The organism is Psychrobium sp. nBUS_13 (genome assembly GCF_051201665.1).
In the GTDB taxonomy this organism is placed as follows: Bacteria; Pseudomonadota; Gammaproteobacteria; order Enterobacterales; family Psychrobiaceae; genus Psychrobium.
The window spans coordinates 1,159,954-1,185,183 of the sequence record NZ_CP179210.1; the positions used below are offsets into that span (position 1 = coordinate 1,159,954).

The following is a 25,230-nucleotide window of genomic DNA, read 5'->3' on the forward strand; positions in this document are numbered from 1 at the left end:
AAGGAGAAAGCCCAGTGAGTACTGAGATTTTGAGTAAAAATGATACAAAAGATCGTATCACTCCTGTGGCGTTTGCTCCAGATAATCGACTATTTGACCTGCCGCTCGCTAGACCATGGCGCCGCGGCGGTGCCATGTTGTGTGATTTGATGATTGTTGCAGTGCTAACAGCCATGGATGACGTGTTTTTAATAAGTTTGCTGTTGGTGGTTTGGTTGTTACATAAAGCTAAACAATGGCGTTTGTTAGGTGTATTAGGACGTTATGGAGTATGGGCTATTCGCGGGGGGAGTTTGCTGATTATTATCGCGGGCTTTTATGCTAGTAGCGTGCTCTTTTTAGATAATGATTCTACATCGGATGATGATTCTAAATTGGTGGGCGACTTGGCAATGAACGCATTGGGCGCCCTGCATGGCAGTCAGTGCCAAACAGCTGAATGTTGGCAAGAAATATTAGAGCCAATCGTAGACGAGAGCTTGAAGAGTAGTGACCAACTCAATGCGTTAAATCCAGTGGAGTTTGTGGAAACTTTCACTGAAAATAGTGAATTAATAAAAGAAGAAAAAGAAAAACTCATTCAATGGGCTAAAGATAATCCTAAATGGAAAGTTGATGATGTCGTCGTTACATCCCCAAATAGTGTATCCGACGGTGTGCCTGCTAATTCAAACTCAAATAACACAACGACTGACAGTAGTGAACCTAGTGCAAGAAGTGAAGCGTCGTCACCAATGCAATGGATAATGGGGATTATTGACGACTTGGGATTAGGATTTGGTTTTGCTGCGATCTATTTTACGTGCTTTACCGCATGGTTTAACGGCCAAACATTAGGTAAAATGCTGTTTAATACACGCGTTTTACAATTAAGTAATGAGCCGATGGGTTTGTGGGATGCATTTGGTCGTTACGGTGGATATGGTGCTGGCTTAGCAACGGGGTTGTTAGGCTTTTTTCAGATCTACTGGGATGCCAATAGGCAAGCTATTCAAGATAAAATATCTGCAACGGTTGTTGTTGATTTAACGTTGGCAGCCAAAGAAAAAAAGCTTGTTGTAATGCGTCAGCATGAAGAAATTATTAAGCAAAATAAAGAGGCCCAAGCTGCAACGTCAGCATTATCAAAAGGGTCGAGTGAAACACCGCCAGAGCGGTTGGAGAATTAATTAAATGTCTATTGTGATTAGCGGAACGGGTTTGTATACACCCCCTCATAAAATATCTAATGATGAATTGGTTGGCGCATTCAATCAATACGTTACTGAGTTTAATCAACAAAATGCGCAAGCTATTGAAGCGGGAGAGTTAGAAGCGCTTAAACCATCAAGTAGCGAGTTTATTACAAAAGCATCTGGTATTGAAAATCGTTATGTGATGACCAAAGAAGGCATCTTAGATACCAAAAAAATGATGCCATTAACGCCGCAGCGCAATAATGATGAAGTCTCTATTCAAGCCGAGATGGCGATAGGTGCTGCAAAACAAGCGTTAGAAGCAGCGAATAAAAAGCCAGAAGATATTGATTTAATTATTGTCGCTTGTTCATACACGCAACGTGCTTACCCGGCCATTGCGATTGAAGTTCAACAACAATTAGGCTGTGGCGGCTGGGCATTTGATATGCTGGTGGCTTGTTCGTCTGCGACTTTTGGCATCATGAACGCGTCAAATGCATTAGAGGGCGGCACTGCTAAATCAGTCTTGGTGATTAGTCCTGAAATTGCTTCGCCACAAATTAATTATCGTGATCGTGATAGCCACTTTATATTTGGCGACGTAGCAACGGCTGTAGTTGTTGAGAAAGAAGAAACGGCAACTAGTGAACATGCATTTAGAATTTTGGCTAAAAAGCCGATGACGAGTTTCTCGAATAACATTCGTAGTAATTTTGGTCATTTAGCGCGCCATACACCAGAGGAAGCCTTTGAAGGCGATAAGCTTTTTGTGCAGCAAGGTCGTAAGGTATTTAAAGAAGTTCTGCCGATGGTATCTAAACTCATCGATGAGCAAATGTCACTAGCAGGTATTGAGAAAAATGACTTAAAACGTCTATTTTTACATCAAGCAAACATTAATATGAATACTTTTATTGCAAAGAAAGTATTAGGAAGGGATCCTATTGGCAACGATGCGCCAATTATTCTTAATGAATTTGCAAATACGGCTTCCGCCGGTTCAATTATCGCATTCCACCGTTTTCATGATGACATGGTAAAAGGTGACAAAGGCATAATTTGTTCATTTGGTGCGGGGTATTCTGCAGGCTGCTTGATCATCGAGCACATATAAGCTCTGCTGCATAAATTAATAATGCTAGGGTCTGTTGATCTTTGTGGTTTAAATTTTGTTCAATCTAAAAGGATTGTGGGCAAGGCATGAGGATTGATGCTGGGTTTACCCCAGTGAATGACGAATAACGCCGCACAAAATACTTTTAGGTGAATCCTACGGACAGCATTTGTTTGTTATTTCTACGGCGTTATCGCCTATTCGTGTATTGCTACATGGATGTAGCTCATTAGGATAATGCAGGAGCTATTATCGAGCCAGCTGCACCACATAGGCTCTGCCTTGTAGAAACCCCAAACAAATTGCTGCAAAAATGAACTCAAAAGATCAACAGACCCTAGTGTTCGTCATTAGCATTTTTTTTGGAAGTCATTAATGATTCGACTCGATAAGTTCTTAAGTGATAACGCAAATTTAACGCGCAAAACCGCCAAGCATGCATTACATCGCGGTGATGTGACGGTTGATGGTGTGGTGGTAAAGAAACCTGACATCAAAATATCAAATCAACAGGTTAGATTAAATGGGGAACTGATAGAGATCGTTGGTGATCTCTATATAATGTTACACAAGCCTGCTGACTATGTGTGTTCAACCGTTGATGATGATGGTTTGAGCGTGCTTAATCTCATTGATGCACCTTGGCGTGAAAAGTTACATATTGCTGGTCGATTGGACAAAGACACGACAGGATTAGTGCTGTTAACAAGTGACGGAAAGTGGTCGCATCAGGTGACTTCACCAAATGCGAAATGTACCAAAGAATATTTAGTGACGGTTGAACGGCCACTTAGTAATGAGCTAGTTACTGAGTTTGAAAATGGGATCATGCTAAATAATGAAAATAAACCAACGAAACCAGCCCAATTGACTATTCTTAGTGAATATCGCGCTAAGCTAGTTATTAGTGAAGGAAAGTACCATCAGGTTAAGCGCATGTTTGCCGCCGTTGGCAATCATGTTAAAATATTGCACCGTTCGCGCGTCGGTGAGCTTGTTCTTGATGAGTCACTTAAAGAAGGGGAATGGATAAAACTAACTGAGCAGCAATATTTATCATTTAGCTAATTCTTTAGTTGTAATGTGTAATAAATATAGTAACTTAGTGTTAAATGTGCTGTACAAGTAAACTGGAAATTACGAATAGACATGTCAAAACTATTGATTATCGAAGATAGTCCTTTAATCCGCAAGGTTATCAAGCATTTAGCTGCAACTGAATTAAGTTGTGAATTTGATTTTGCGCAAGATCTAGCCCAAACCAAAGAGTTGATTGCTCAGAATGATTATTTCTTAGCACTTGCCGATCTGAACTTACCTGATGCTCCTAACGGAGAGGTCGTGCAGTTGACGATGGAAAAGGGAATTTCAACCATCGTCTTAACGGCTACGACTAATGAAGAACTACGGAAAAAGCTCATTTCAATGGGGGTGCTCGATTACATTTTTAAAGAAAATCGAGATTCTTATGTAAGTGCTATTAGGCTCATCAATCAGCTAATCCTCAACAAGGATATTAAGGTATTGGTAGCTGATGACTCTAAAACACTACGCAGTTATATTAGTTCTCAATTATCCAAGTTACTCTATCAGGTTGTGGAAGCTGAAAACGGCGTCGACGCCATTAAGCGATTAACTGAGCATACGGATATTGAGCTGCTCATCACTGACTATAATATGCCAAAGATGAACGGTATCGAGTTAATTCGCCATGTGCGACAAAGTCGTTTACGTGATGAGTTCCCAATTATTGGGCTGTCATCGTCTAACGATCCAACATTGTCGGCTCGGTTTATTAAGCACGGTGCAAACGACTTTTTGATTACTCCATTCATGCAAGAAGAGTTTCAATGGCGAATTATCAAAGCGATGGAGCAGATAGCTTTAATTCGTGAAATTCGTGATGCGGCCAATCGTGATTATTTAACAAAACTTTATAACCGACGTTACTTCTTCAACACTGGTGAGGCGGCTTTTGAACAAGCGCAGACTGAAAGTTCTAATTTTTCAGTGGCGTTAATGGATATCGATTTCTTTAAAAAGATTAACGATAACTACGGCCATGATGTTGGTGATGCTGTACTTATTGAAATGGCGGCTGTACTCAATAAATGGTTTGATGGCATGTTAGTCGCTCGTTACGGCGGTGAAGAATTTATTGTTGTTATCCAAGAGCTCAACGCGAGCAAAGTAAATACGCTGTTAAACGCTTTTCGTGAGTTTCTTGCTAGCCAGCAATTTGATATTGATGAGCATACAATCTCCTTTACGGCGAGTATTGGCGTCGCGAATAATATTGGTCAGGTAGAATTACTTGATGATCTTATTAACAATGCGGATGTTGCTTTGTATCAAGCCAAAGAAAGTGGTCGTAATGTGGTTATTTGGGAAAACGAACCGTTAGGTTTTGATTAACTTACGCAAATTACAAAAGAGGCCTAACGTCGATAAAATGTCGGCAGTAGGCCTTACAAATCAATGCGGTTGTGAATGCTATTCAATTCATTAATGAAATTTGCAATTCTATGTCATCGTCCTATTTTTTGGGCGTGCTTTTAACACGCATAATTGTTAATTATTTTTGTGCGTCACCAACCTTTCCATTACAATCCCACCCATTAAAAAATAGCGCCGCTTTTTGGCGTGTTATCGTTAAGAGTTAGACCACATGAATTCACACAGAATCTCCATTGCACCCATGCTTGATTGGACCGACCATCACTATCGTTATATGGCGCGGCTGATTAGCAAGCATCAACTGTTGTATACCGAAATGGTGACAACGGGGGCGATTATTCATGGTAAAGGGGATTACTTATCGTACAACGAGGAAGAGCATCCGTTAGCGCTTCAACTTGGCGGAAGTAATCCTGCTGATTTGGCGACTTGTGCAAAGAAAGCACAAGAATATGGCTATGATGAAGTGAACATTAATGCTGGTTGCCCGTCTGATCGCGTTCAAAACGGTAAGTTTGGTGCTTGTTTAATGGCTGAGCCTAAGCTGGTGGCTGAAGCTGTTGATGCTATGCGCTCTGTGGTTGATATTCCGGTGACAGTGAAACATCGTATTGGGATTGATGAGTTAGATAGCTATCAGTTCATGACTGACTTTGTGGGTGAAGTGAGTGAAGCGGGTTGTGAAACCTTTATTGTGCATGCGCGCAAAGCATGGCTGAGTGGTTTAAGTCCTAAACAAAATCGTGAAATTCCGCCTCTTGATTATGAACGTGTGTATCAGTTGAAACGTGACTTTAGTGATTTAGTCATTTCGATTAACGGCGGGGTGAAGAGTCTTGATGAGGCTAAAATGCATCTTGAGCATGTTGATGGTGTAATGATTGGCCGTGAGGCGTATCAGAACCCGTATGTGTTGGCGCCGGTTGATAGTTTGTTTTTTGATGATCACAGTGAGGTGTTAACGCGTCATCAGGTGATTGAAAAAATGCTACCGTATATAGAAAAGCATATTAGTCATGGCGGTAAGCTCAATCATATCTCTCGTCATATGTTGACGATGTTTATGGGCGTGACTGGCGCGAAACAATGGCGACGTTATATCAGTGAAAATGCGACTAAGCAGGGCGCTGGTGTTGAAGTTATTGAGCAGGCGTTAACGTTTGTAGGCCAAGACTAAGTATTCATTTGGCTAAATCGACGAAAATATAGTGTTGTTCGTTGGTTTGTTAAATTTTAATGTTGTATAGTTATTAAAATTCAACTAGTTAGTTATTTGGCACAGAGTTTGATTAACTAACGTATATTTGATTATTTTGGAATTTTTTATGAGCTTATTACATCGTTTTAGAAAAGATACTGCTAATGGATTGGTTGCTGGTATTTGTGCGGGCATTGCTCGTGGATTAAATGTCGAGCGTAAATGGGTTCGTATTGCTGCATTAGTTAGTTTGTTGTTATTTAATGTCGCAACGGTAATTCTTTATATTATTTTGGCCGTAGTACTTCCTCCTAAAAATCGTTGGCTTGACTAACGTTTCTTCTATTTATAAACAAAACGCGATTGGATTGATTCAATCGCGTTTTGTTGTGTTTATTGCTTGCAAGATTTACGCGTTTGCTGGCACACTCTGATTTCTTATTGAGAGGGTTTTTCATGATTAAATTTAATAAAAACATAGTGGCGGGAGTCGTTGCTGGTGTTGTTGCCGTTGGCGCGGTGTTATCAATTTGGTGGGACATTGAGCCGGATGTGGCTAATGTTAAGCAGTTAAGTATTGAGCAGGCTCAAAAACTAGGTGTTGAACCTGTTACTGGTTTTGCAACAATGACGGCGGTTATTAGCGTTACGGATACGCTGTTGAATAAGCCTGGCGGTTATTTAACGAATGATAAAATGTATCCGTCGGTATTGATGGATAATATGCCTGCGTTTGAGTTTGGCGCTTTACAACAAGTTCGTGATTTGTCGTTGGTGTTACGTAATGATTTGTCGCGCTCTCAATCACAATCGGTTGAAGATCCTGATTTAGTTAAAGCACAACCGAGTTTGAATTTTAGCAACAACAGTTGGATATTCCCGAGTACGGAAAGTGAATATAAGAAAGCGCTGGAACATTTCAATCAATATCGCACGCGTTTAGCTAACCCTGCATCTGATGCACAGTTTTATGCCCGCGCAGACAATTTAGCAGAGTGGCTGAAAGAAGTTGAGAAACGGTTAGGAAGTTTATCGCAACGTTTAAGCGCCAGTGTTGGGCAAGAACGTTTAAATACTGATTTGGCAGGCGATAGTGCAGCAAAACAATCGACTCGTGCGATGGCTAATCAGTTAGTAAAAACAAGCTGGTGGAAGCTCGATGATGTGTTTTATGAAGCACGTGGTTCAAGCTGGGCACTTATTCATTTCTTAAAAGCGATTGAAATTGACTTTCATTCTGTGCTTGAAAAGAAGAATGCGTTGGTTAGCTTACAGCAAATCATTAGAGAGCTGGAGCAAACGCAAGAAACGATTTGGTCGCCAATGATTTTAAATGGCAGTGGTTTTGGGCCGATGGCTAATCATTCTTTAGTCATGGCTAACTATATTTCTCGTGCTAATGCTGCGATAATTGACCTTAACACCTTGTTACAACAAGGGTAATGACAGCAATTAGCGTTTTATCATTATTGCTGCAGATAACTAATTTTATATTTATATTTTGAAATCAAGGATTTGGAATGACTTTTAAGAAACTAGCACTTGCGTCAGCATTAGTAACTGCATTTGCATTACCTGCTAAAGCGGATGTATTAGGTGTTTATGTAGGTGCCCAAGGTTGGCAAAATGAAGCAACTGGTGGCTTTTCTCAAAACGCTAACTTAGTTGATTTTTCGTTTAACGAAAAAACGAATACTAATCTTTATTTAAAATTTGAGCATCCAATTCCATTAGTACCAAATGCTCGTATTCGCGTTGGTAAATTAGAAACTGATGGCTCTGCTGCGTTAACGTCATCTTTTACTTTTGGTGGTGAAACGTACCGTGTTAATGACAACATTGATACGACGCTAGACTTCACTAACAACGATGCGACTCTGTATTGGGAATTATTAGACAACGATCTTGTAGCTTTTGATTTTGGTCTTACTGCTAAAAACATCAAAGGTGATTTTTTAGTTGAAGACGGTACTCAATCGAGCATGGAAGAAGTATCAGTTTGGCTTCCTATGGGTTACGTTGCTGCTAAAGTTCGTATTCCATTTGCTGGTTTGTATGCATATGGCGACGCAAACTTCGTTTCTTACGACGGTAGTAAAGTACATGACTATGAAGTTGGCATCGGTTATGACCTCATTGATAATCTTGCTGTCGATGTTGCGTTAACAGCAGGTTATCGTGAAGTGGTAATTGAGCTTGATGATGTTGATGATATTAATGCTGATCTAGAATTTTCTGGTTTCTTTGCAGGCTTAGAAGTTCACTTCTAAGCGGCTAAAACGCATTAATTTAAAGCACGTTTCTTGTTTTTGGGAAACGTGCTTTTTTGTGCCTAGATTCTTATATATCAAAAAGAGATAAAAAATCTATTTTTATTCTTTTATGTTATTCATAACGCAAGTTACCATATTTGAATTCGCAATAGGGCGTCTTTCAGGTGATTTGCAATGTCATTACAACAATTAAATTCTTTGAGTAGTCCGCTGTCACAGCAGCAGGTCGACTCGTTAAAACAGCTTACTGCATCAATGTCTGCGGTGGAGTTATCGTGGGTTAGTGGTTATCTAGCTGGTATTAGTCAAGGTGGTAATGTTGCTGCTAGTACTGATAGTGCGCCTGCTGGAAAGCTAACTGTGTTATATGGTTCTCAAACGGGCAATGCTAAAGGTGTTGCTGGTGAAGTTGCTGCTAAAGCGACTGAGTTAGGTATCAATGTTGATTTGGTATCTATGGGCAATTACAAAGCTAAGCAGTTAAAGTCTGAAACGCACCTATTAGTTGTTGTTAGTACTAACGGTGAGGGCGAGCCGCCAGATGACGCGATTCAATTACACGAGTTTTTGGGTGGAAAACGCGCCCCTAAATTAGATAATTTGAGTTACTCGGTGTTAGGTTTAGGCGACACAAGCTATGAGTTCTTCTGTCAAACTGGTATTGATTTTGACGAGCGTTTAGCAGCGTTAGGCGCTAAGTCTGTTGTTGCACGACAAGATTGTGACGTTGACTATGATGACGATGTTGCCAGTTGGACAATTCAAGCGTTAGCTGCCGTGCAAGAAACATTAAGTGCAGCATCGACTAGTACAGCTGTTGCAAGTGCGGGTGTTGGCGCAACTAGCAGTCAATTTACTAAGAAAAACCCTTTTAAGGCAACGTTATTAGCGAACCCTAAAATTACTGGTCGCGGTGCTAATAAAGATGTTCGTCATATTGAAATTTCACTTGAGGAATCAGGACTGACTTATCAGCCTGGTGATGCATTAGGTGTTTGGTTTGACAATGATCCAGCCTTGGTTAGTGAATTACTATCGCTTGTTAGCATTGATGCTTCAAATGAAGTGACTGTTAACGATCAAAGTATCGTTATTGAGTCAGCACTTATTGAGCATTTTGAGTTAACACAACTCCATCCTGGATTTGTAAGTGCTTATGCTGCGGCAACGAATAATGATGAGCTGTTAGCACTCAGTGAAGATAAAGACGCGACGCGTGAATTTATTGGTAACCGTCAAATAATCGATGTAATTCGTCAATATCCAGCAGCAATTACTGCTGAGCAGCTAATTGGTGCATTACGTAAGTTAACGCCGCGTTTATATTCAATAGCTTGTGCAATGAGCGAAGTGGAAGAAGAAGTTCATCTAACTGTTGCTGTTGTCGATTATCAAGCCCATGGTCATCAACACCAAGGCGCGGCGTCGAGCTATCTTGCCCATCGTCTTGAAGAAGACAGTCAAGTTCGTGTCTTTGTTGAGCACAATGACAACTTCCGTTTACCTGCACCTGAGCAATCTACCATTATGATTGGCCCGGGTACTGGCATCGCGCCATTCCGCGCCTTCTTGCAAGAGCGAGATAATACAGACGCTAGCGGTGAAAACTGGTTGTTCTTTGGTAATCAGCATTTCACTGATGATTTCTTGTATCAAGTTGAGTTGCAAGACTTTAAAGAGCGCGGAGTATTAAACCGCATTGACCTTGCGTTTTCACGCGATCAAGAACAAAAGATTTATGTTCAGCAACGCATTGTTGAGCAGGGCAGCGATGTCTATCAGTGGTTAGAGAATGGTGCGTCTGTGTATGTGTGTGGTGATGGCAGCCAAATGGCAAAAGATGTTCACCAAGCATTACTAGATGTTATTCAAACTCACGGTAGTAAAACGCCAGAACAAGCTAACGAGTATTTAATTAACCTACGCGATACCAAGCGTTATCAGAAGGATGTCTACTAATGAGCGAGACTAAATTAGCAGCAAACGAATATATCAAAGCCGATAGTAACCTTCTGCGCGGTACTATCGAAGAAGGTTTGCAAAATAACATTACCGGCGCGTTATACGTTGATGATACGCAGTTGTCGAAATTCCACGGCTTTTATCAACAAGATGATCGCGATTTACGTGCTGAGCGTCAGGCGCAAAAATTAGAGCCACTGCATAGCTTTATGTTACGTGCTCGTGTTCCTGGTGGTGTGTGTACACCTGAGCAATGGTTAGATATTGACAATATTGCTGATGGTTTGACGATGAGCGAAAGTATTCGTTTAACGACGCGCCAAACATTCCAATATCACGGTATTTTAAAGCGTAACTTAAAGCCGCTTATTCAAGCACTTGATATGTCTTCATTAGATTCAATTGCCGCGTGTGGTGATGTGAATCGTAATGTGATGTGTAATCCAAACCCAGTAGAGTCTGAATTACATCAAGAAACGTATGAATGGTCAGTGAAATTATCTGAGCAATTATTGCCTCGTACCAATGCTTACGCTGAAATTTGGTTAGATGGCGAAAAAGTGACAAGTAATGAAACTGAGCCTATGTACGGTGAAACTTACTTACCACGTAAGTTTAAAATTGCCGTTGCAGTGCCACCACATAACGATGTTGATGTGTATACGAACTGTCTGGGGTTTATTGCCGTTAGTGATAATGGCAAGCTTGTCGGTTTTAATGTTACTGTTGGTGGCGGTATGGGGGCAACTCATGGCGATAAGACAACATTCCCACGTTTAGCTGATGAGCTTGGTTTTATTGCCCTTGAAGATACGATTGAAGTCGCAAAAGCTGTTATCACAACGCAACGCGATTGGGGTAACCGTGAAGACCGTAAATACGCTCGTTTAAAATATACGGTGCAAAAGCACGGCATCGAAGCATTCAGAGCAGAAGTTGCTAAGCGTTCAGGGGTTAATATTGCTGAGCCTAAAAAGATTGAGTTCACGACGCGTGGCGATCGTTTTGGTTGGGTCAAAGGCACTGACGGAAAATGGCATTTAACGCTGTATATTGAATGTGGTCGTATTAAGGATGTTCCGGGCAAAGAGATTCAAACTGGATTTAGAGAAATTGCTAAAGTGCACAAAGGTGACTTTAGAATGACCTCTAACCAAAATATGATTGTTGCCAATGTTGCACAAGAAGACAAAGAGCAAATTGAAGCGCTGGCGCGTCAATATGGCATCTTAGGTGAGCGCTTAACGCCACTGCGTAAACACTCGATTGCTTGTGTATCACTGCCAACTTGTGCACTAGGCATGGCTGAAGCTGAGCGTTATTTCCCTGAGTTCACTGACAAAGTTGATGAATTACTGGAGAAACATGGCGTTGGCGATCAACCCATTGTTATGCGAATGACTGGTTGTCCAAATGGGTGTGCGCGTCCATATGCCGCTGAAATTGGTTTAGTAGGTAAAGGTCCTGGTCGTTACAACTTGTACCTTGGCGCTGCATTTGATGGTACGCGTATTAGTAAAATGGTACTTGAAAATGGCAATGAAACAGAAATAATAGCTGATCTTGATGGCCGCTTTGAGCGTTTTGCCAAAGAACGTCAAAAAGATGAATATTTTGGTGATTTCCTAGTTCGCACTCAAGAAGTTAAAGCCGTGCTGACTAGCGCGGGAGACTTTCATGACTAACTCTTTTGATGATGTAGATTTTAAGGCGCTGGTCACTGCGCCTGAATCTACTCAGCAGTCGGTATTAGCTCAGGTTAACGAAGTGTTAGGTGAGTTATCACCTAAAGTACGTGTGCAGTGGGCATTAGCTCACTTACCCGGTAATCATGGCTTATCGTCGAGTTTTGGTATTCAATCGGCGGTAATGCTGCATTTATTAACGCAAGAGCAAAACGATATTCCAGTTATCTTGACAGATACGGGGCATTTATTTCCTGAAACTTATCAATTTATTGATAAGTTAACGCAGCGCTTGTCATTGAACGTTAACGTGTTTCAAAGTGAATTAAGCCCAGCTTGGCAACAAGCGCGTTTTGGCAAAGAGTGGGAACAAGGGTTAGATGGCTTAGACGCTTACAATAAGCGCAATAAAGTTGAGCCAATGCAACGTGCTTTGCAAGAACTTGAAATTGGAACATGGTTTTCAGGTTTGCGAAGTCAGCAAGCAAGTTCACGCAAAGACCTGCCAATTGTTGAGCTTCGCGGAACGCGTTACAAATTTTTGCCGATTATTGATCTTAATAATAAGCAAATTCATGAATATCTCACGCAATTTGACCTACCGTACCATCCATTATGGGAAGAAGGCTACGTCAGTTTAGGTGATGTCCATTCAACGTCAAAACTTGAACTGGGAATGTCTGAAGAAGATACTAGATTCAATGGTTTAAAACGAGAATGTGGATTACATTTCGAAATTTAGCCCCTGTTCTACCTTCCAACATTATTAAGCCGAAGTTATCTTCGGCTTTTTTATTGAATCAGATCACCTTTTTAATTAGCAATGCTGAGTCTCTCTGCTACACTTTTTTTATTAGCAAAACGTGTTTTTCCATAATTAAGCAGTCGATAGGAGTTGCCACCTTATATGCTTGAACTTTCTGAATTTGTGAATAAAGCTAATAAACTATATACGTTGCCAGACATTTGTTTGCAGTTAAATAGTTTAGTAAAAAGAGATAATAGCTCTGTTGAAGATATAGCTTGTTTAGTTAGCCATGACCCAGCATTAACATTTAGAGTGCTAAAACTAGCCAATAGCGCGTTATATAGCAGAAAAGGCAATATCTCCACTATCGATGACGCTATCCAAAAAATAGGCACCGACGAGTTATGTAATATTGCTATCGCAACTTCTGCGGCCTTAGTATTTAAAGGTGCTGGACGCAATAAGATTAATCTAAAGGATTATTGGCAACACAGTGTATTTACTGCCATTATGGCTCGTGAGTTATATCAATTGAAAACTAAAAAAAAGCAAGGAACAATGTTCGTTGCTGGCCTGCTCCATAGCATTGGTTTTTTGATAGTGTTGGAACGTCTACCTTATTATATGGTTAAACTTGATGATGTTGTTGGTGATGAACACAAAGAACGAGGCTTCGAAAAAGAGACATTAGGTTTTACTTTTGTAGATATTTCTAGCGAGTTATTAAAAAAATGGCAGCTAGGAGACGATTTAATTGATATTGTTACTAATCAGTATAATGCACACAATAGTGAAAATAACTCTCTCAATTGCGCGTGCCTTAATGCGGCAATTGATATAAGCGATCATATTTTTGAAACGAGCCATGTGAAATCGATGTCTTTTATAAACAATATTTCAGCGCAACATAAATTAGAACTAGATTCTGATTCATTGAGTACGGTGATCGACGGTTCGGTTGATAGTGTTCAGAACATTGTTAAGATTATCCAAGGGTAGGAGTGGTTATGGACGATATGTTTTTATTTTCAGATGAAGATGTGAAAACAACCGCTATCAGTAGGCCTGCGTGGAAAGTCTTAGTCGTTGATGACGAAAAAGATGTTCATGCTGTTACAACGTTGGCACTTGGTTCATTTGAATTTCAGGAGCGAGAATTATCGTTGCTTCACGCTTATAGTGCAGCTCAAGCAAAAGAAATATTGGATAAAGAAGATGATATTGCACTAATTTTGTTAGATGTTGTTATGGAAACTGATCAGGCAGGCCTTGATTTAGCTGCTTATATAAGACGAGATCTTAATAATCATTCAGTGCGTATAGTTCTAAGAACAGGACAGCCTGGACAAGCACCTGAGCATCAAGTCATTCGTGATTACGATATTAATGATTACAAAAATAAAACAGAACTTACCTCTGCAAAACTCTACACCATTTTATATTCCAACCTGAGATCTTATAAAGATATCAACGCGGTTATTCGTTCTAAAGCAGCATTAGAACGTTTGATTATTGCGTCTCGTGGAATTTCGTCGATGCATGGTCTTAAGTCATTCGTTAGTTTAACGCTAACGCAATTAAAAGAGCTGCTGCATATCTCTGATGACAAAGTACATGGCGATGAATCTGGTGCTTATGCCATTAACAATGAAACACAAGAGTTCTCACGTTTTCTGTTGCATGACGCTGACGAACTTGATGAGCCTATTTCTTTAGAGACATTAGAACCCAGCAAGCGAGACTTGGTGGAGCAGGCTATTAATGAGCAAGCGAATGTTTATCGTGATGAACATTTTGTGATGTTTTGTAAAGGACAACGCGCTAGTTTGATTTTTTACGGCAAAGTAGGCAACCGTATTTCAAGTATTGATAGAAATATTCTTAATATTTTTACTGAAAACCTGATATCTATTATTGAAAATATTTACTTGCATGAAATTATTGATAGCTCTCAAAAAGAGATCATTTATCGCTTAGGTGAAGTGGTTGAATCGCGTTCTAATGAAACCGGTTATCATGTTAAACGCGTTGCCTATTATTCTGCGTTGTTAGCCGAATTGGTTGGATTGCCAGAAGATGAAGTTGAGTTGATAAAAAGCGCTTCACCATTGCATGACGTTGGTAAAATAGCGATTCCTGATGCGGTTTTAAATAAGCCAGGCCGTCTTGAAGGTGAAGAGTGGGAGATTATGAAAACTCACGCTCTAAAAGGCTACAATGTATTAAATGGTGCTGGTTTAGTGTTGTTGGATATTGCCGCTACTATTGCATTAACTCATCATGAGAAATGGGATGGAAGTGGTTATCCTCGTGGACTAGCTAAAGACGAAATTCATTTATACGGAAGAATTACGGCTATTGCTGATGTATTTGACGCACTTGGCAGTGATCGCTGTTATAAGAAAGCATGGCCGCTAGAGAAAATTATGACGCTATTTAGGGAAGAGCGTGGTAAACATTTTGATCCAAGATTGATTGATTTAATGATGAATAACCTCGATCGTTTCCTTGAAATACGAGATAGGTATCAAGATTGATATTGATGACACTCTTTTAAAAGACCGCCTAGCGGTCTTTTTTTATATTTGGGCATAGATAAATCATTTTTATTCCATATAGTTATAAAAATGATTTATCTATTATTTTAGGAAATAAGTGAATAGAGGTATATTGCGTGTTATTAAATTTTAGTTAGTCTTAAGTGGAATAATGCTATGACCCAAGTAAATCTTACGCATTTACAGCAACTCGAAGCTGAAAGTATTCATATTATACGAGAAGTCGCCGCCGAGTTTGATAATCCTGTAATGTTGTATTCTGTTGGAAAAGACAGTGCTGTTATGCTGCATCTTGCGCGTAAAGCATTTGCCCCTGCGAAACTACCTTTCCCGTTGTTGCACGTTGATACGGATTGGAAATTCAAAGAGATGATTGAATTTCGCGATCAGCAAGCAAAAAAACACGGTTTTGATTTACTCGTGCACAAAAACCCTGAAGGGATAGCCATGGGTGTTGGTCCATTTACTCATGGTAGTGCTAAACATACCGATATCATGAAAACCGACGGCCTCAAACAAGCATTAAATAAATATGGCTTTGATGCGGCGTTTGGCGGTGCTCGTCGTGACGAAGAGAAATCGCGTGCTAAAGAACGTGTTTATTCATTTAGAGACAATCAGCATCGCTGGGATCCTAAAAATCAACGTCCAGAGTTGTGGCATACCTACAACGGCCAAGTAAATAAAGGGGAAAGTATTCGAGTTTTCCCATTGTCTAACTGGACTGAATTAGATATTTGGCAATACATTTTCCTTGAGAATATCGACATTGTACCCCTGTATTATGCCGCGAAGCGTCCTGTTGTTGAGCGTGATGGTGTAAAAATCATGGTTGATGATGATCGTATGCCAATCGAAGATGGTGAAGAGATCAAACAAGAGTTAGTTCGCTTTAGAACATTAGGTTGTTATCCATTAACGGGCGCGATTGATTCTGACGCCGACACCCTCCCTAAAATTATCGAAGAGATGTTACTTGCCCGTTCGTCAGAGCGACAAGGGCGTGTCATTGATAACGATTCTTCAGGCTCAATGGAGCAGAAGAAACGTCAAGGTTACTTTTAGGTTAAGGGGTTAGGAATAAATTATGAATTCACATGTATCACAACAAATTAAAGATCTTGGCGTTGAAGGATATTTAGCGCAGCAACAGCATAAAAGTTTATTACGCTTATTAACTTGTGGCAGCGTAGATGATGGTAAAAGCACCTTAATTGGCCGCTTGCTTCACGATAGCGCGCAAATTTATGAAGATCAGCTAGCCGCATTAAAATCGGATAGTCAGAAAATGGGCACGACAGGTGACGCTGTAGACTTAGCATTATTAGTTGACGGTTTGGCAGCAGAACGTGAACAGGGTATTACGATTGATGTTGCGTATCGTTATTTCTCGACAGATAAGCGAAAGTTTATTATCGCAGACACGCCTGGACATGAGCAATACACCCGTAATATGGCTACAGGTGCGTCAACTTGTGACGTTGCTGTTATTCTGATTGATGCGCGTTATGGTGTGCAGGTGCAAACTAAACGTCATAGCTTTATTGCGTCATTATTGGGTATCAAGCATTTCATCGTTGCCGTAAATAAGATGGATTTAGTTGACTATAGCCAAGATAAATATGATGAGATTTGTAGCGAATATCGCGAATTTGTTTCAGGTCTTGGTGAGCGAGATGTGCAGTTTGTTCCGTTGTCAGCATTAAATGGTGATAACGTTGTAAATGTTAGCGAGCACATGGCTTGGTACCAAGAAGACACACTGTTAGCGCGCTTAGAACAAGTGCAAATTGCCAATGATATTACTTGTACTGGTGCACGATTACCTGTGCAATATGTTAATCGTCCACACCTAGATTTCAGAGGGTTTTGTGGCACCTTAGCGGCTGGCACGGTAAGTGTTGGCGATGAAATTACAGTATTGCCGTCGGGTAAGAAAAGTTCGGTTAAATCGATTGTTACCTTTGAAGGTGAATTATCAAGTGCGAGTCAAGGTCAAGCGATTACCATTACGCTCAATGACGAAGTTGATGTGAGTCGCGGCGACATGTTGGTGACTGGCGATGCCCCTTTTGTGAGTCAGGGTGCGCAAGCTAAATTGGTGTGGATGGGTGAACAACCACTAACCGAAAACCGTCAATATGATCTAAAAATTGCGAGTAAGAAAACCCAAGTTTCTATCTCAAAAATTAGTCATCTAATTAATGTTAATACGTTAGAGCAAGAACAAGTAGAACAAGTTGCACTTAATGAAGTTGCCGCTGTTGAGCTGAATTTTGCAGAGCGTATCGCATTTGATTTATACCAAGACGTTCGTGACACCGGTGGTTTTATTTTAATTGACCGCCTGACCAATGTGACGGTTGCGGCAGGTATGATTGAGCAGTCGTTAGAAGATGATGTTGCAACGCATGAGTTTTCTGAGTTTGAATTAGAATTTAATGCGCTTGTTCGTAAACACTTTCCACATTGGCAAGCGCTAGATATTAGCGCATTAAAGAGTAAGTAATGACTCAGGAAACAGCCGTTGTAGCGATGTTGACGGCACTGGTTGGATTATTGTTAACTAACAAGATCCGACCGGCCATTTTATTTGTCAGTGCGATTGCGCTGAGCTATTTACTTGGCTGGATAAGTTTTGAAAAAATGATGGGGAATTTTACAAACTCCTCACTCTTTACCTTAATTTTATTGCTTATAGTGTCTATTGCCGTTGAAAAAACAACATTGCTGCAATCTGTTGGTCGACATTTGAATCATGCTAATTTTAGCTGGGTAATTGCAAAGCTAGGGTTAACCACGGCATTTTTGTCTTCAATCACGAATAACTCTGCGGTAGTTGCGTCCTTAATTGGCGTGTTAAAGCGTAATCACTTTCACTCTCCGTCCAAACTATTACTGCCATTATCCTATGCGGCGATTTTAGGTGGCACGTTAACTCTTATTGGTACTTCAACCAACTTGATTGTGAACAGTTTCGTCATCGATGCGGGCCTTAAGCCAATCGGTTTTTTTGATTTTACTATTATTGGCGTCACCGTTGTAGCTTGTGGATTAGTTGTTTTAATAATTGGCGGTTATCGTTTGCCAGATCGTTTTGATAATCAAGACGCTGAACTGCCTTATATGCTGGAAGCGGTAGTGAGTGAAGACTCTATAATGGCTGGAAGAACAGTAGAGCAAAATCGATTACGTGCATTACAACGTTTGTATCTGGTTGAAATAGAGCGTGACGGGGAGTTGATCCGCCCTGTTTGTCCAACTCAGAAACTTGAATCAGGTGATAGATTAGTTTTTGCTGGTGATACGCAAAGTTTACATATTCTTCAAGAAATGCAAGGACTTGAGTGGTTTGCTAAGTCTCACTTGAAAGGTCAAGCCTTGGTTGAAGTGGTGATAAGTCATTCTGCATCAATTAAAGGAAAAACGTTAAAAGAATGTGCCTTTCGAGAAAAGTTTGATGCCGCCGTTGTTGCGATTCGTCGTGGCAATGAGCAACTAAGTGGTGGACTTGGGCAAATAACCTTGCGCGCGGGTGATACGTTAATGCTCGTCCCTGGGAAAGGGTTTGAGCAGCATCGTAAAAACGTTCGCGAGTTTGTTATGATTAGTGACGCTAATGTCAGTGCTCAGCTTGATAGTCGGCAATCTAAGCTTGTGTTGATTGGCTTTATAAGTACGCTAGCGTTAGCTTTTACGAGTACAATCGATTTAACTAAAGGGCTGCTCGCGTTATTGGTGTTATTTATTGTGAGCGGCGTTCTATCGCTCGATGAGATAAAACGCCGGTTTCCTATTGAGCTTGCGTTAATTGTAGGTTCGGCATTAGGCCTTGCTAATATCATGGTTGATAACGGCGTTGCGCAAATGTTGGGGGATAGTTTACTAGCGATGTTTGGCGATTGGGGCATTTTAGGTGCTTTCATTGCGGTTTATTTCTTTACCTTGGTACTCACCGAACTTATTACCAACAATGCTGCTGCAGCGTTAGCTTTCCCTATTGCTTATAGTATTGCAATTGGCTACGGTGTTGATCCGAGGCCATTTATTATGGCGGTTATTTTTGGCGCAAGTGCGAGCTTTATTTCTCCCTATGGTTACCAAACTAATTTAATGGTTTATAGCGCAGGAAATTATCAATTTAGTGATTATTTACGCATTGGTATTCCATTGTCGATAGTGTATTCAATGGTGGTATTAGTAATGATTCCCATGGTATTTCCATTTACGAGTTTAGGAAGTTAACAGGCTATGAAAGACGAGAATGTAATTTGGCATCAACATACCGTTGACCAAAATATACGTGCAAAACAAAAATCTCAAAAGCCATGTGTAATATGGTTCACCGGGCTAAGTGGCTCAGGGAAATCGACCATTGCAGGCGCATTGGAAAATGCATTGGTAGCACGAAACCAACACACTTATTTACTTGATGGTGATAATGTTCGCCACGGATTATGTGGTGATTTAGGGTTTAGTGATGACGATCGTAAAGAAAATATTCGCCGCATTGGAGAAACTGCAAAATTAATGAGTGATGCGGGTTTAATTGTTCTATCAGCATTTATTTCGCCTTTTACCCAAGAGCGTGACAGCGTGAGAAAGATGCTAGCGGCAGGAGAATTTATTGAAGTTCATGTAGCTACATCGCTATCAGTATGTGAGAGTCGTGATCCTAAAGGGCTGTATAAGAAAGCTAGAACAGGTGAAATTGCCAATTTTACAGGCATTTCATCTGACTATCAGCCACCGATAAGTCCAGAATTAACCCTCCAAACCGATGAATTATCGATTGAGCAAAGTGTTGCACAATTGATTAACTATTTAACGCAATCAGGATATATCAATGAGTGATAATTTAACCTCATTAGTCGACATTGCTCAGCAAGCCGGCGATAAAATTATGGAGTTTTACGTACAAGGTAAAACGCAAACCTGGACTAAAAAAGATGACAGCCCAATTACAGAAGCTGATTTAGCAGCACATCACATTATCGTGGACGGCTTGCGCGAGTTAACGCCTGATATACCCGTATTGTCTGAAGAGTCCGCGGCTATTGATTGGGAGGAACGAAGTACGTGGCAGCAGTATTGGCTTGTGGATCCACTCGATGGCACCAAAGAGTTTATTAAACAAAATGGTGAATTTACCGTTAATATTGCACTGATTGATAACAATAACCCTGTAATGGCTGTTGTGTATGCGCCAGCATTAAAGCAAATGTATTGGGCATCTACTGACAATGGCAGTTATTTTCAGCCGCAAGGTGAGAGCGCGCAAAAACTCGATCTAACAAAAACTCATTTACCAGAAACGATTAGGCTCGTGGGTAGTCGATCTCATCCAAGTGATGAAATGGCGCGTTTTGTTAATCAATATCCAGAACATGAAATTGTGCCAACGGGCAGCTCGTTAAAGTTTTGTCTTGTTGCTCGCGGACAAGCTGACATCTATCCGCGACTTGGCCCTACGATGGAGTGGGATACAGGCGCTGGTCATTGTATTGCACAATGCGCTGGTGCAAAAGTGAGGCAGATTGACAGTAATACACTTGCATACAACCAAAAAGAGTCACTATTAAATCCGTTTTTTGTAGTGACTCATCCAAAGCTTGGTTGGGAATTTTAGTCTTTATTTTTCATTAAGGTTGCACTGTTTTTTCTGATTCAACCTTTAAGTTTTCTAGGCCTTGTTCAAATGCAGGGCCTACCAATGTATCCATCAAAACCGCAAACAACGGCCCGACTATATGCATTTGCATATCACCTTCAATCGTCCAATGAACACGGATTTTGTTGGCGGTCACTTGTTCAAATATCATGCTTGAAATAGCAGGGTGTTTTGCGTCGCCAAACCAAATATTATAAGTTAGGCGTGTGTCAGGTATACTTTCGATGAACTCCAATCGCCCACCATCACTTTCATCGCTCCATTGTTGGCTCGCTCCAACACCGCTTGTGATATCGCCAACTGTGACGGTCACTGAGGGATCTAATTGTGCCCAAGGGCTCCAACGCGGCCATTGCTTTAGGTCGTTTGATAACTCAAATGCTTGTTCTAATGAGCTGTTGATTTCCACTGAACGACTGATCCGATAGTCTTGTGGCATAAAAACGCCAAGCAGGAACAAGACCACAAATACCCAAAATATTACCCGTAATGCTTTCATCATTATCTCCGTTTATTGTTAATTTTAGTTGAGAGTGTGAGCGATACCCAAGCTTCCAACGGGCAAGGCGATAAGCGACCAACCGGCAACTGCTCCGGTATCCATTCCGTCGTACGTCGTTATAAGATATTTGTTAATTTCTACATATATGTAGAACATTAGGATAACGCAGGAGCAGTTATCGGGAATGACTTAACGATACATCTTATGCCTAGTAATTGGCGCGCTTCTCGACTTGCTGAAATCGAGCATTTTCATGTAGCTTATACCAATTGCATTAAATATTTGCCCACTTGTACTTGTTAAAATTAACTAACATGGCGTTGCTCTCAATCCTAATAGCCTGCTATTAGTCAATCGAGCGCCTTGTTTTAGCTGATTTTCTCTACGCACAACAAGATCACTTACTTAATGCATATATGGTATTAGGTCTATATAAATGTGCAGTTGATAGCTGCATTTGTCAAATTTATCCCCATTAAACTGGTAATTGATTAGCAATTGAGACTATATTTGATAAATAGACATTGCCTCTCTCTATTGAATCTTTGGAGGTTTATATGTTATTTAAATCTTTATTGAGCATTGGCTGTTGCTTGCTGTTAGCGGGCTGTTCAGCAACCAGTGGTTCTCAAATTAATTCAAATCCTCAATCATTATTTGTTGACAACAGTTTTATAAAACCTAGTGATTTTAATGAAATAACAGATATTTATTATCTAACAGAGCAACAAAAAGCAATGTTAGATGAATCCATAACACCGTCAGTGAGTAAGTCTTTTACTGAGCAAATCGTTGACAATCTGCTACACAAAGATTACCGCGCATTTGATTACGACAATAGCTTTACACGCACAGCCTCCCAAACACTTGAATCTAAGCAAGGCAATTGTCTATCTATGGTGATATTAAGCGTCGCTATGGCCAAGCACTTTAATCTTAAGTTCAAAATCTATGATGTCAAAACAGCGCCTGTATGGAATAGAAATGGTGGCCTATTTTTAGTTAATGGTCATGTTAACGTGCAATTACAAAATACTAATTTTAATAGTAAACACTCTGTTTATGAGTTTTTGCAAAACGAGTATTACACGTTAGATTTTTTGCCTCGAGAAACACGCCGTAGTTTGGTTAAACAAAGAGTTACGGAGAGGCAATTAGCCGCTATGTATTTTTCTAATATTGCGGCTGATGCCATGGTGCAGCGTGAGTGGGATAGGGCATATTGGTTGCTAAAAGAGTCAATTGCTTTTGATCCCTATCAAAGTGCCGCGTGGAATAGCTTAGCTGTGTTATATCGGTACAATAACCAAGAAGCATTAGCAGAACAGGTGTATCATCATGCGTTGGCTTTAGCGCCCCAAGACACTAACGTGATTGCTAATTTGGCCATTCTGTTAAGTGCGCAAGGACGTTATCAGGAATTGTTTGAATATCAACGTCAAATTAATCTTGCTGAACTTCAAAACCCATTTCGTTATTTCGATCAGGCTGAGTATGCGATGAGCTTGGCTAATTATGATAAGGCCGTTAATTTATACAAAAAGGCCATTAAATTGTCACCTCATGTTGATCAGTTTTATTTCGGTCTTTATAAAAGTTACCTAGCGCTAGATAGAGATAAATTAGCACTTAAAAATTTAAAACTGGCGAAAGAGAAGAGTGCAACCGTAGATGATAGAGCACGTTATAACGATAAGTTAGCGCTAATCACTAACATGTAATTGAGGAATGTTTATTAAAATCTTAATTTTACGCACAAAAATGTATGGTCCGCCTCGTTATTGCAAGTGATAAATCAATAACGGGGTGATTTGCGCTAATGTATTCGGAGTCTACTTGGGTTTTCACCCGCTCCACGATATGATCCGCGCTAAATTGTCCTCAAAAAACAGAAAGCATTTACATACTGTTTTTTGTGTCAGGTCTTCAATCTAGCCGATTAATCGTTTTGTCATCTTCGTTATCATTTGCAAATTCGGATTAAACTCTTACTTCAAATGGTCTTTGACTAACCATCACAGACCACGCTATTCTTGCTAACTTATTAGCCAGTGCGACAGCTACATTAAATGGTTTTCTCGCTCGTAACTGAACTATCCACTGGCCAAAGACCTTCTCCGCTAATTCTAGCCTTGATAAGAGTGCTCTGGCTCCATGAATAAACAACGTCCTAAGCGCTTTATTACCGAGTTTACTTATACCTAATAACGTTGTTTTTCCGCCCGTGGAATACTGATGTGGGACCAATCCTATCCACGCGGCCATGTGACGACCATTTTTAAAATCTTGTGGATTACTAATATCCGATAAACAGCGGCTACTCGTTAAGTCCCCAATCCCTGGAACACTTTTTAATCGTTGCGCTCGCTCATCATTATCAACTAATTCTTTGAGCTTTGTATCTTGTATTTTTAGGCGTCCATTGAGCTGTAAATAATACTCGTGATGTTCTACTAACTCCCGCATTAACACCGCAGGAAGGCGCTCTGGACTATCGGCTAACCACTGAAAAAGGGTTTTCATCGCGCTATGACCCCTAGGGAAACTCATGCCAAATTCCAGTAAAATAGCACCGATACGTGACATACACGCTGTTCGTTCTTTAACGTAACTAGAACGTATTTTTTGTATCACCGATATCACTTGTGCTTGTTCTGACTTTACACTTACAAAACGCATCGAAGGACGAGTAGCCGCCTCGGCAATCGCATCAGCATCGATAAAATCATTCTTATTGGTTTTCACATAGGGTTTGACATATTGCGGTATAACTCTAAGGTTAGCTTAGGGTGAGGCGGACCATCTAATTAAGCCATCGCATGCGATGGCTTTTCATTAAGTAGGCGTAATGTCTATTTTATTACGCTAATGCTTTCTCTAGCGGTGGTACCACTTGTTTTTTACGACTAAGTACGCCTTCTAACCAGATCTTACCTTCAACAGGTGTATGGCCAAAGGCTTTTTCTGCAAGCGCTTCATCACCGATGATTAGTAGCTCTGAGCCTTCTTTCATAATATCTGTTAGTAATAAAAACACGGCGTGTTGGCCTTCTTCATCACGTAATTTTGCAATTTCAGCTTCCAGATCAGGTTTCATTTCGTCGAAAATGGCAAGATCCAATACTTCTAGCTGGCCAATACCAATTTTATTACCATTCATGTTGAAGTTTTTAAAGTCACGCATAACAAGGTCACGCATTGGCGTGCCTAATACCGCTGATTTTACTTCAAACATTTCCATACCAAGCGCTTTGTAATCTTCAATGCCTGCAATTTCTGCCAATACTTCTACACAGCGAATGTCAGCAGTTGTACAAGTTGGTGATTTAAAGACAACCGTATCACTTAAAATAGCGCATAACATCATGCCTGCGATGTCTTTAGGAATTTCAACGTTGTGAAAATCGTACATCATTTTGATAACGGTATTACTACAGCCAACAGGGCGGATCCAACACTCAAGCGGTGTGCCTGATGTTAAGTCACCTAGTTTGTGATGATCGACAATACCTAGCAGTGTTGCTTGGTCAACATCATCTGGGGCTAATGCAACGTCTGAGTGATCAACAATATAAAGGCTGTCACCGGCGTAGCTCATTTTAAGTAGCGGTGCTTCATAGCCAAATTTGTCTAGGATGAACTGAGTTTCAGGTGAAGGTTCACCAAGGCGCGATGGAATTACATCTTCGCCAATTTGATTTTTAAGATGGGCCAGTGCGATTGCACCAACGATAGAATCTGAATCTGGAACTTTGTGTCCAACAGCATAAACAGCCATAGCGTTTCTCTTTATATAACCGGTAAATTAAATTACCGGCTATTTTATCGAGTCACAAAAAAAATGCTATGCGATTTTTGGCTAAATCATGCAAAGAACACTTATA

21 protein-coding genes and 1 pseudogene are annotated in these 25,230 nt (G+C 40.4%); 19 read left to right on the forward strand and 3 right to left on the reverse strand.

What is annotated here, in order from left to right:
• The first annotated feature begins 14 nt into the window (after nt 1-14).
• From ACMAZF_RS05265 to cysQ, 18 genes are all read left to right on the forward strand, one after another.
• Nucleotides 15-1,169: an RDD family protein gene (locus ACMAZF_RS05265; RefSeq protein ID WP_435276400.1), complete on the forward strand. Its 1,155-nt coding sequence runs from the start codon at nt 15-17 to the stop codon at nt 1,167-1,169.
• Between the two features lie 4 nt (nt 1,170-1,173).
• Nucleotides 1,174-2,292 (forward strand): beta-ketoacyl-ACP synthase III, encoded by a 1,119-nt coding sequence (locus tag ACMAZF_RS05270; RefSeq protein ID WP_435276401.1) that lies wholly within the window; start codon nt 1,174-1,176, stop codon nt 2,290-2,292.
• 375 nt (nt 2,293-2,667) lie between these two features.
• Entirely contained in the window at nt 2,668-3,360 is a 693-nt protein-coding gene (locus tag ACMAZF_RS05275; RefSeq protein WP_435276402.1) for a 16S rRNA pseudouridine(516) synthase, read from the forward strand.
• Nucleotides 3,361-3,441: 81 nt separating this feature from the next.
• Nucleotides 3,442-4,707, forward strand: a complete 1,266-nt coding sequence (locus ACMAZF_RS05280; RefSeq protein ID WP_435276403.1) for a GGDEF domain-containing response regulator — start codon at nt 3,442-3,444, stop codon at nt 4,705-4,707.
• Between the two features lie 253 nt (nt 4,708-4,960).
• Nucleotides 4,961-5,926, forward strand: coding sequence for a tRNA dihydrouridine(20/20a) synthase DusA (gene dusA / locus ACMAZF_RS05285; protein ID WP_435276404.1), 966 nt, complete (start codon nt 4,961-4,963; stop codon nt 5,924-5,926).
• A 148-nt stretch (nt 5,927-6,074) separates the two neighbouring features.
• Nucleotides 6,075-6,281 carry a PspC domain-containing protein gene (locus tag ACMAZF_RS05290; protein WP_435276405.1) on the forward strand — a complete coding sequence of 69 codons (207 nt, stop codon included), beginning with the start codon at nt 6,075-6,077 and terminating at the stop codon, nt 6,279-6,281.
• Nucleotides 6,282-6,403: 122 nt separating this feature from the next.
• Nucleotides 6,404-7,390, forward strand: coding sequence for a DUF2333 family protein (locus tag ACMAZF_RS05295; RefSeq protein ID WP_435276406.1), 987 nt, complete (start codon nt 6,404-6,406; stop codon nt 7,388-7,390).
• A 77-nt stretch (nt 7,391-7,467) separates the two neighbouring features.
• Complete coding sequence (locus ACMAZF_RS05300; protein ID WP_435276407.1) at nt 7,468-8,217, forward strand: TIGR04219 family outer membrane beta-barrel protein; 750 nt, start codon at nt 7,468-7,470, stop codon at nt 8,215-8,217.
• Between the two features lie 177 nt (nt 8,218-8,394).
• Nucleotides 8,395-10,179 (forward strand): assimilatory sulfite reductase (NADPH) flavoprotein subunit, encoded by a 1,785-nt coding sequence (locus ACMAZF_RS05305; RefSeq protein ID WP_435276408.1) that lies wholly within the window; start codon nt 8,395-8,397, stop codon nt 10,177-10,179.
• Nucleotides 10,179-11,867 carry an assimilatory sulfite reductase (NADPH) hemoprotein subunit gene (cysI, locus tag ACMAZF_RS05310; protein WP_435276409.1) on the forward strand — a complete coding sequence of 563 codons (1,689 nt, stop codon included), beginning with the start codon at nt 10,179-10,181 and terminating at the stop codon, nt 11,865-11,867. The genes ACMAZF_RS05305 and cysI overlap by 1 nt, the downstream gene beginning before the upstream one ends.
• Nucleotides 11,860-12,609, forward strand: a complete 750-nt coding sequence (locus ACMAZF_RS05315; protein ID WP_435276410.1) for a phosphoadenylyl-sulfate reductase — start codon at nt 11,860-11,862, stop codon at nt 12,607-12,609. The genes cysI and ACMAZF_RS05315 overlap by 8 nt, the downstream gene beginning before the upstream one ends.
• Before the next feature lie 165 nt (nt 12,610-12,774).
• A complete protein-coding gene (locus ACMAZF_RS05320) occupies nt 12,775-13,614 on the forward strand; it encodes an HDOD domain-containing protein (protein WP_435276411.1) in 840 nt (279 codons plus the stop codon).
• Between the two features lie 8 nt (nt 13,615-13,622).
• Complete coding sequence (locus ACMAZF_RS05325) at nt 13,623-15,152, forward strand: HD domain-containing phosphohydrolase (RefSeq protein ID WP_435276412.1); 1,530 nt, start codon at nt 13,623-13,625, stop codon at nt 15,150-15,152.
• Nucleotides 15,153-15,329: 177 nt separating this feature from the next.
• On the forward strand, nt 15,330-16,238 hold the full coding sequence (gene cysD, locus ACMAZF_RS05330; protein ID WP_435276413.1) for a sulfate adenylyltransferase subunit CysD: 909 nt from the start codon (nt 15,330-15,332) through the stop codon (nt 16,236-16,238).
• 22 nt (nt 16,239-16,260) lie between these two features.
• A complete protein-coding gene (gene cysN, locus ACMAZF_RS05335; protein WP_435276414.1) occupies nt 16,261-17,682 on the forward strand; it encodes a sulfate adenylyltransferase subunit CysN in 1,422 nt (473 codons plus the stop codon).
• Nucleotides 17,682-19,418 (forward strand): SLC13 family permease, encoded by a 1,737-nt coding sequence (locus ACMAZF_RS05340; RefSeq protein ID WP_435276415.1) that lies wholly within the window; start codon nt 17,682-17,684, stop codon nt 19,416-19,418. Before cysN ends, ACMAZF_RS05340 begins: the two co-directional genes overlap by 1 nt.
• 6 nt (nt 19,419-19,424) lie before the next feature.
• Nucleotides 19,425-20,027, forward strand: coding sequence for an adenylyl-sulfate kinase (gene cysC / locus ACMAZF_RS05345; protein ID WP_435276416.1), 603 nt, complete (start codon nt 19,425-19,427; stop codon nt 20,025-20,027).
• The gene (gene cysQ / locus ACMAZF_RS05350; protein ID WP_435277187.1) at nt 20,014-20,802 is read left to right on the forward strand and encodes a 3'(2'),5'-bisphosphate nucleotidase CysQ; all 789 of its coding nucleotides are present in this window, start codon (nt 20,014-20,016) and stop codon (nt 20,800-20,802) included. The genes cysC and cysQ overlap by 14 nt, the downstream gene beginning before the upstream one ends.
• A 13-nt stretch (nt 20,803-20,815) precedes the next feature.
• On the opposite strand, the gene ACMAZF_RS05355 is transcribed toward cysQ, so the two are convergent.
• Nucleotides 20,816-21,346, reverse strand: a complete 531-nt coding sequence (locus ACMAZF_RS05355) for an SRPBCC family protein (protein WP_435276417.1) — start codon at nt 21,344-21,346, stop codon at nt 20,816-20,818.
• A 557-nt stretch (nt 21,347-21,903) separates the two neighbouring features.
• Here ACMAZF_RS05355 and ACMAZF_RS05360 point away from each other — a divergent pair.
• Complete coding sequence (locus ACMAZF_RS05360) at nt 21,904-23,067, forward strand: tetratricopeptide repeat protein (RefSeq protein WP_435276418.1); 1,164 nt, start codon at nt 21,904-21,906, stop codon at nt 23,065-23,067.
• Between the two features lie 259 nt (nt 23,068-23,326).
• Here the strand turns inward: ACMAZF_RS05360 and ACMAZF_RS05365 are convergent.
• Nucleotides 23,327-24,112, reverse strand: a pseudogene (locus ACMAZF_RS05365) (IS110 family transposase); the annotation flags it as partial.
• Between the two features lie 94 nt (nt 24,113-24,206).
• On the reverse strand, nt 24,207-25,124 hold the full coding sequence (locus ACMAZF_RS05370) for a manganese-dependent inorganic pyrophosphatase (protein ID WP_435276419.1): 918 nt from the start codon (nt 25,122-25,124) through the stop codon (nt 24,207-24,209).
• Between the last annotated feature and the right edge of the window lie 106 nt (nt 25,125-25,230).

Coding starts and splice junctions, on each gene's coding strand:
- ACMAZF_RS05360 (WP_435276418.1), top strand. CDS start 21,904: ATGTTATTTAAATCTTTATTGAGCATTGGCTGTTGCTTGCTGTTAGCG.
- cysI (WP_435276409.1), top strand. CDS start 10,179: ATGAGCGAGACTAAATTAGCAGCAAACGAATATATCAAAGCCGATAGT.
- dusA (WP_435276404.1), top strand. CDS start 4,961: ATGAATTCACACAGAATCTCCATTGCACCCATGCTTGATTGGACCGAC.
- ACMAZF_RS05315 (WP_435276410.1), top strand. CDS start 11,860: ATGACTAACTCTTTTGATGATGTAGATTTTAAGGCGCTGGTCACTGCG.
- ACMAZF_RS05325 (WP_435276412.1), top strand. CDS start 13,623: ATGGACGATATGTTTTTATTTTCAGATGAAGATGTGAAAACAACCGCT.
- ACMAZF_RS05320 (WP_435276411.1), top strand. CDS start 12,775: ATGCTTGAACTTTCTGAATTTGTGAATAAAGCTAATAAACTATATACG.
- ACMAZF_RS05275 (WP_435276402.1), top strand. CDS start 2,668: ATGATTCGACTCGATAAGTTCTTAAGTGATAACGCAAATTTAACGCGC.
- ACMAZF_RS05300 (WP_435276407.1), top strand. CDS start 7,468: ATGACTTTTAAGAAACTAGCACTTGCGTCAGCATTAGTAACTGCATTT.
- ACMAZF_RS05290 (WP_435276405.1), top strand. CDS start 6,075: ATGAGCTTATTACATCGTTTTAGAAAAGATACTGCTAATGGATTGGTT.
- ACMAZF_RS05295 (WP_435276406.1), top strand. CDS start 6,404: ATGATTAAATTTAATAAAAACATAGTGGCGGGAGTCGTTGCTGGTGTT.
- cysN (WP_435276414.1), top strand. CDS start 16,261: ATGAATTCACATGTATCACAACAAATTAAAGATCTTGGCGTTGAAGGA.
- ACMAZF_RS05270 (WP_435276401.1), top strand. CDS start 1,174: ATGTCTATTGTGATTAGCGGAACGGGTTTGTATACACCCCCTCATAAA.
- ACMAZF_RS05280 (WP_435276403.1), top strand. CDS start 3,442: ATGTCAAAACTATTGATTATCGAAGATAGTCCTTTAATCCGCAAGGTT.
- ACMAZF_RS05305 (WP_435276408.1), top strand. CDS start 8,395: ATGTCATTACAACAATTAAATTCTTTGAGTAGTCCGCTGTCACAGCAG.
- cysD (WP_435276413.1), top strand. CDS start 15,330: ATGACCCAAGTAAATCTTACGCATTTACAGCAACTCGAAGCTGAAAGT.
- ACMAZF_RS05370 (WP_435276419.1), bottom strand. CDS start 25,124: ATGGCTGTTTATGCTGTTGGACACAAAGTTCCAGATTCAGATTCTATC.
- ACMAZF_RS05340 (WP_435276415.1), top strand. CDS start 17,682: ATGACTCAGGAAACAGCCGTTGTAGCGATGTTGACGGCACTGGTTGGA.
- cysC (WP_435276416.1), top strand. CDS start 19,425: ATGAAAGACGAGAATGTAATTTGGCATCAACATACCGTTGACCAAAAT.
- ACMAZF_RS05355 (WP_435276417.1), bottom strand. CDS start 21,346: ATGATGAAAGCATTACGGGTAATATTTTGGGTATTTGTGGTCTTGTTC.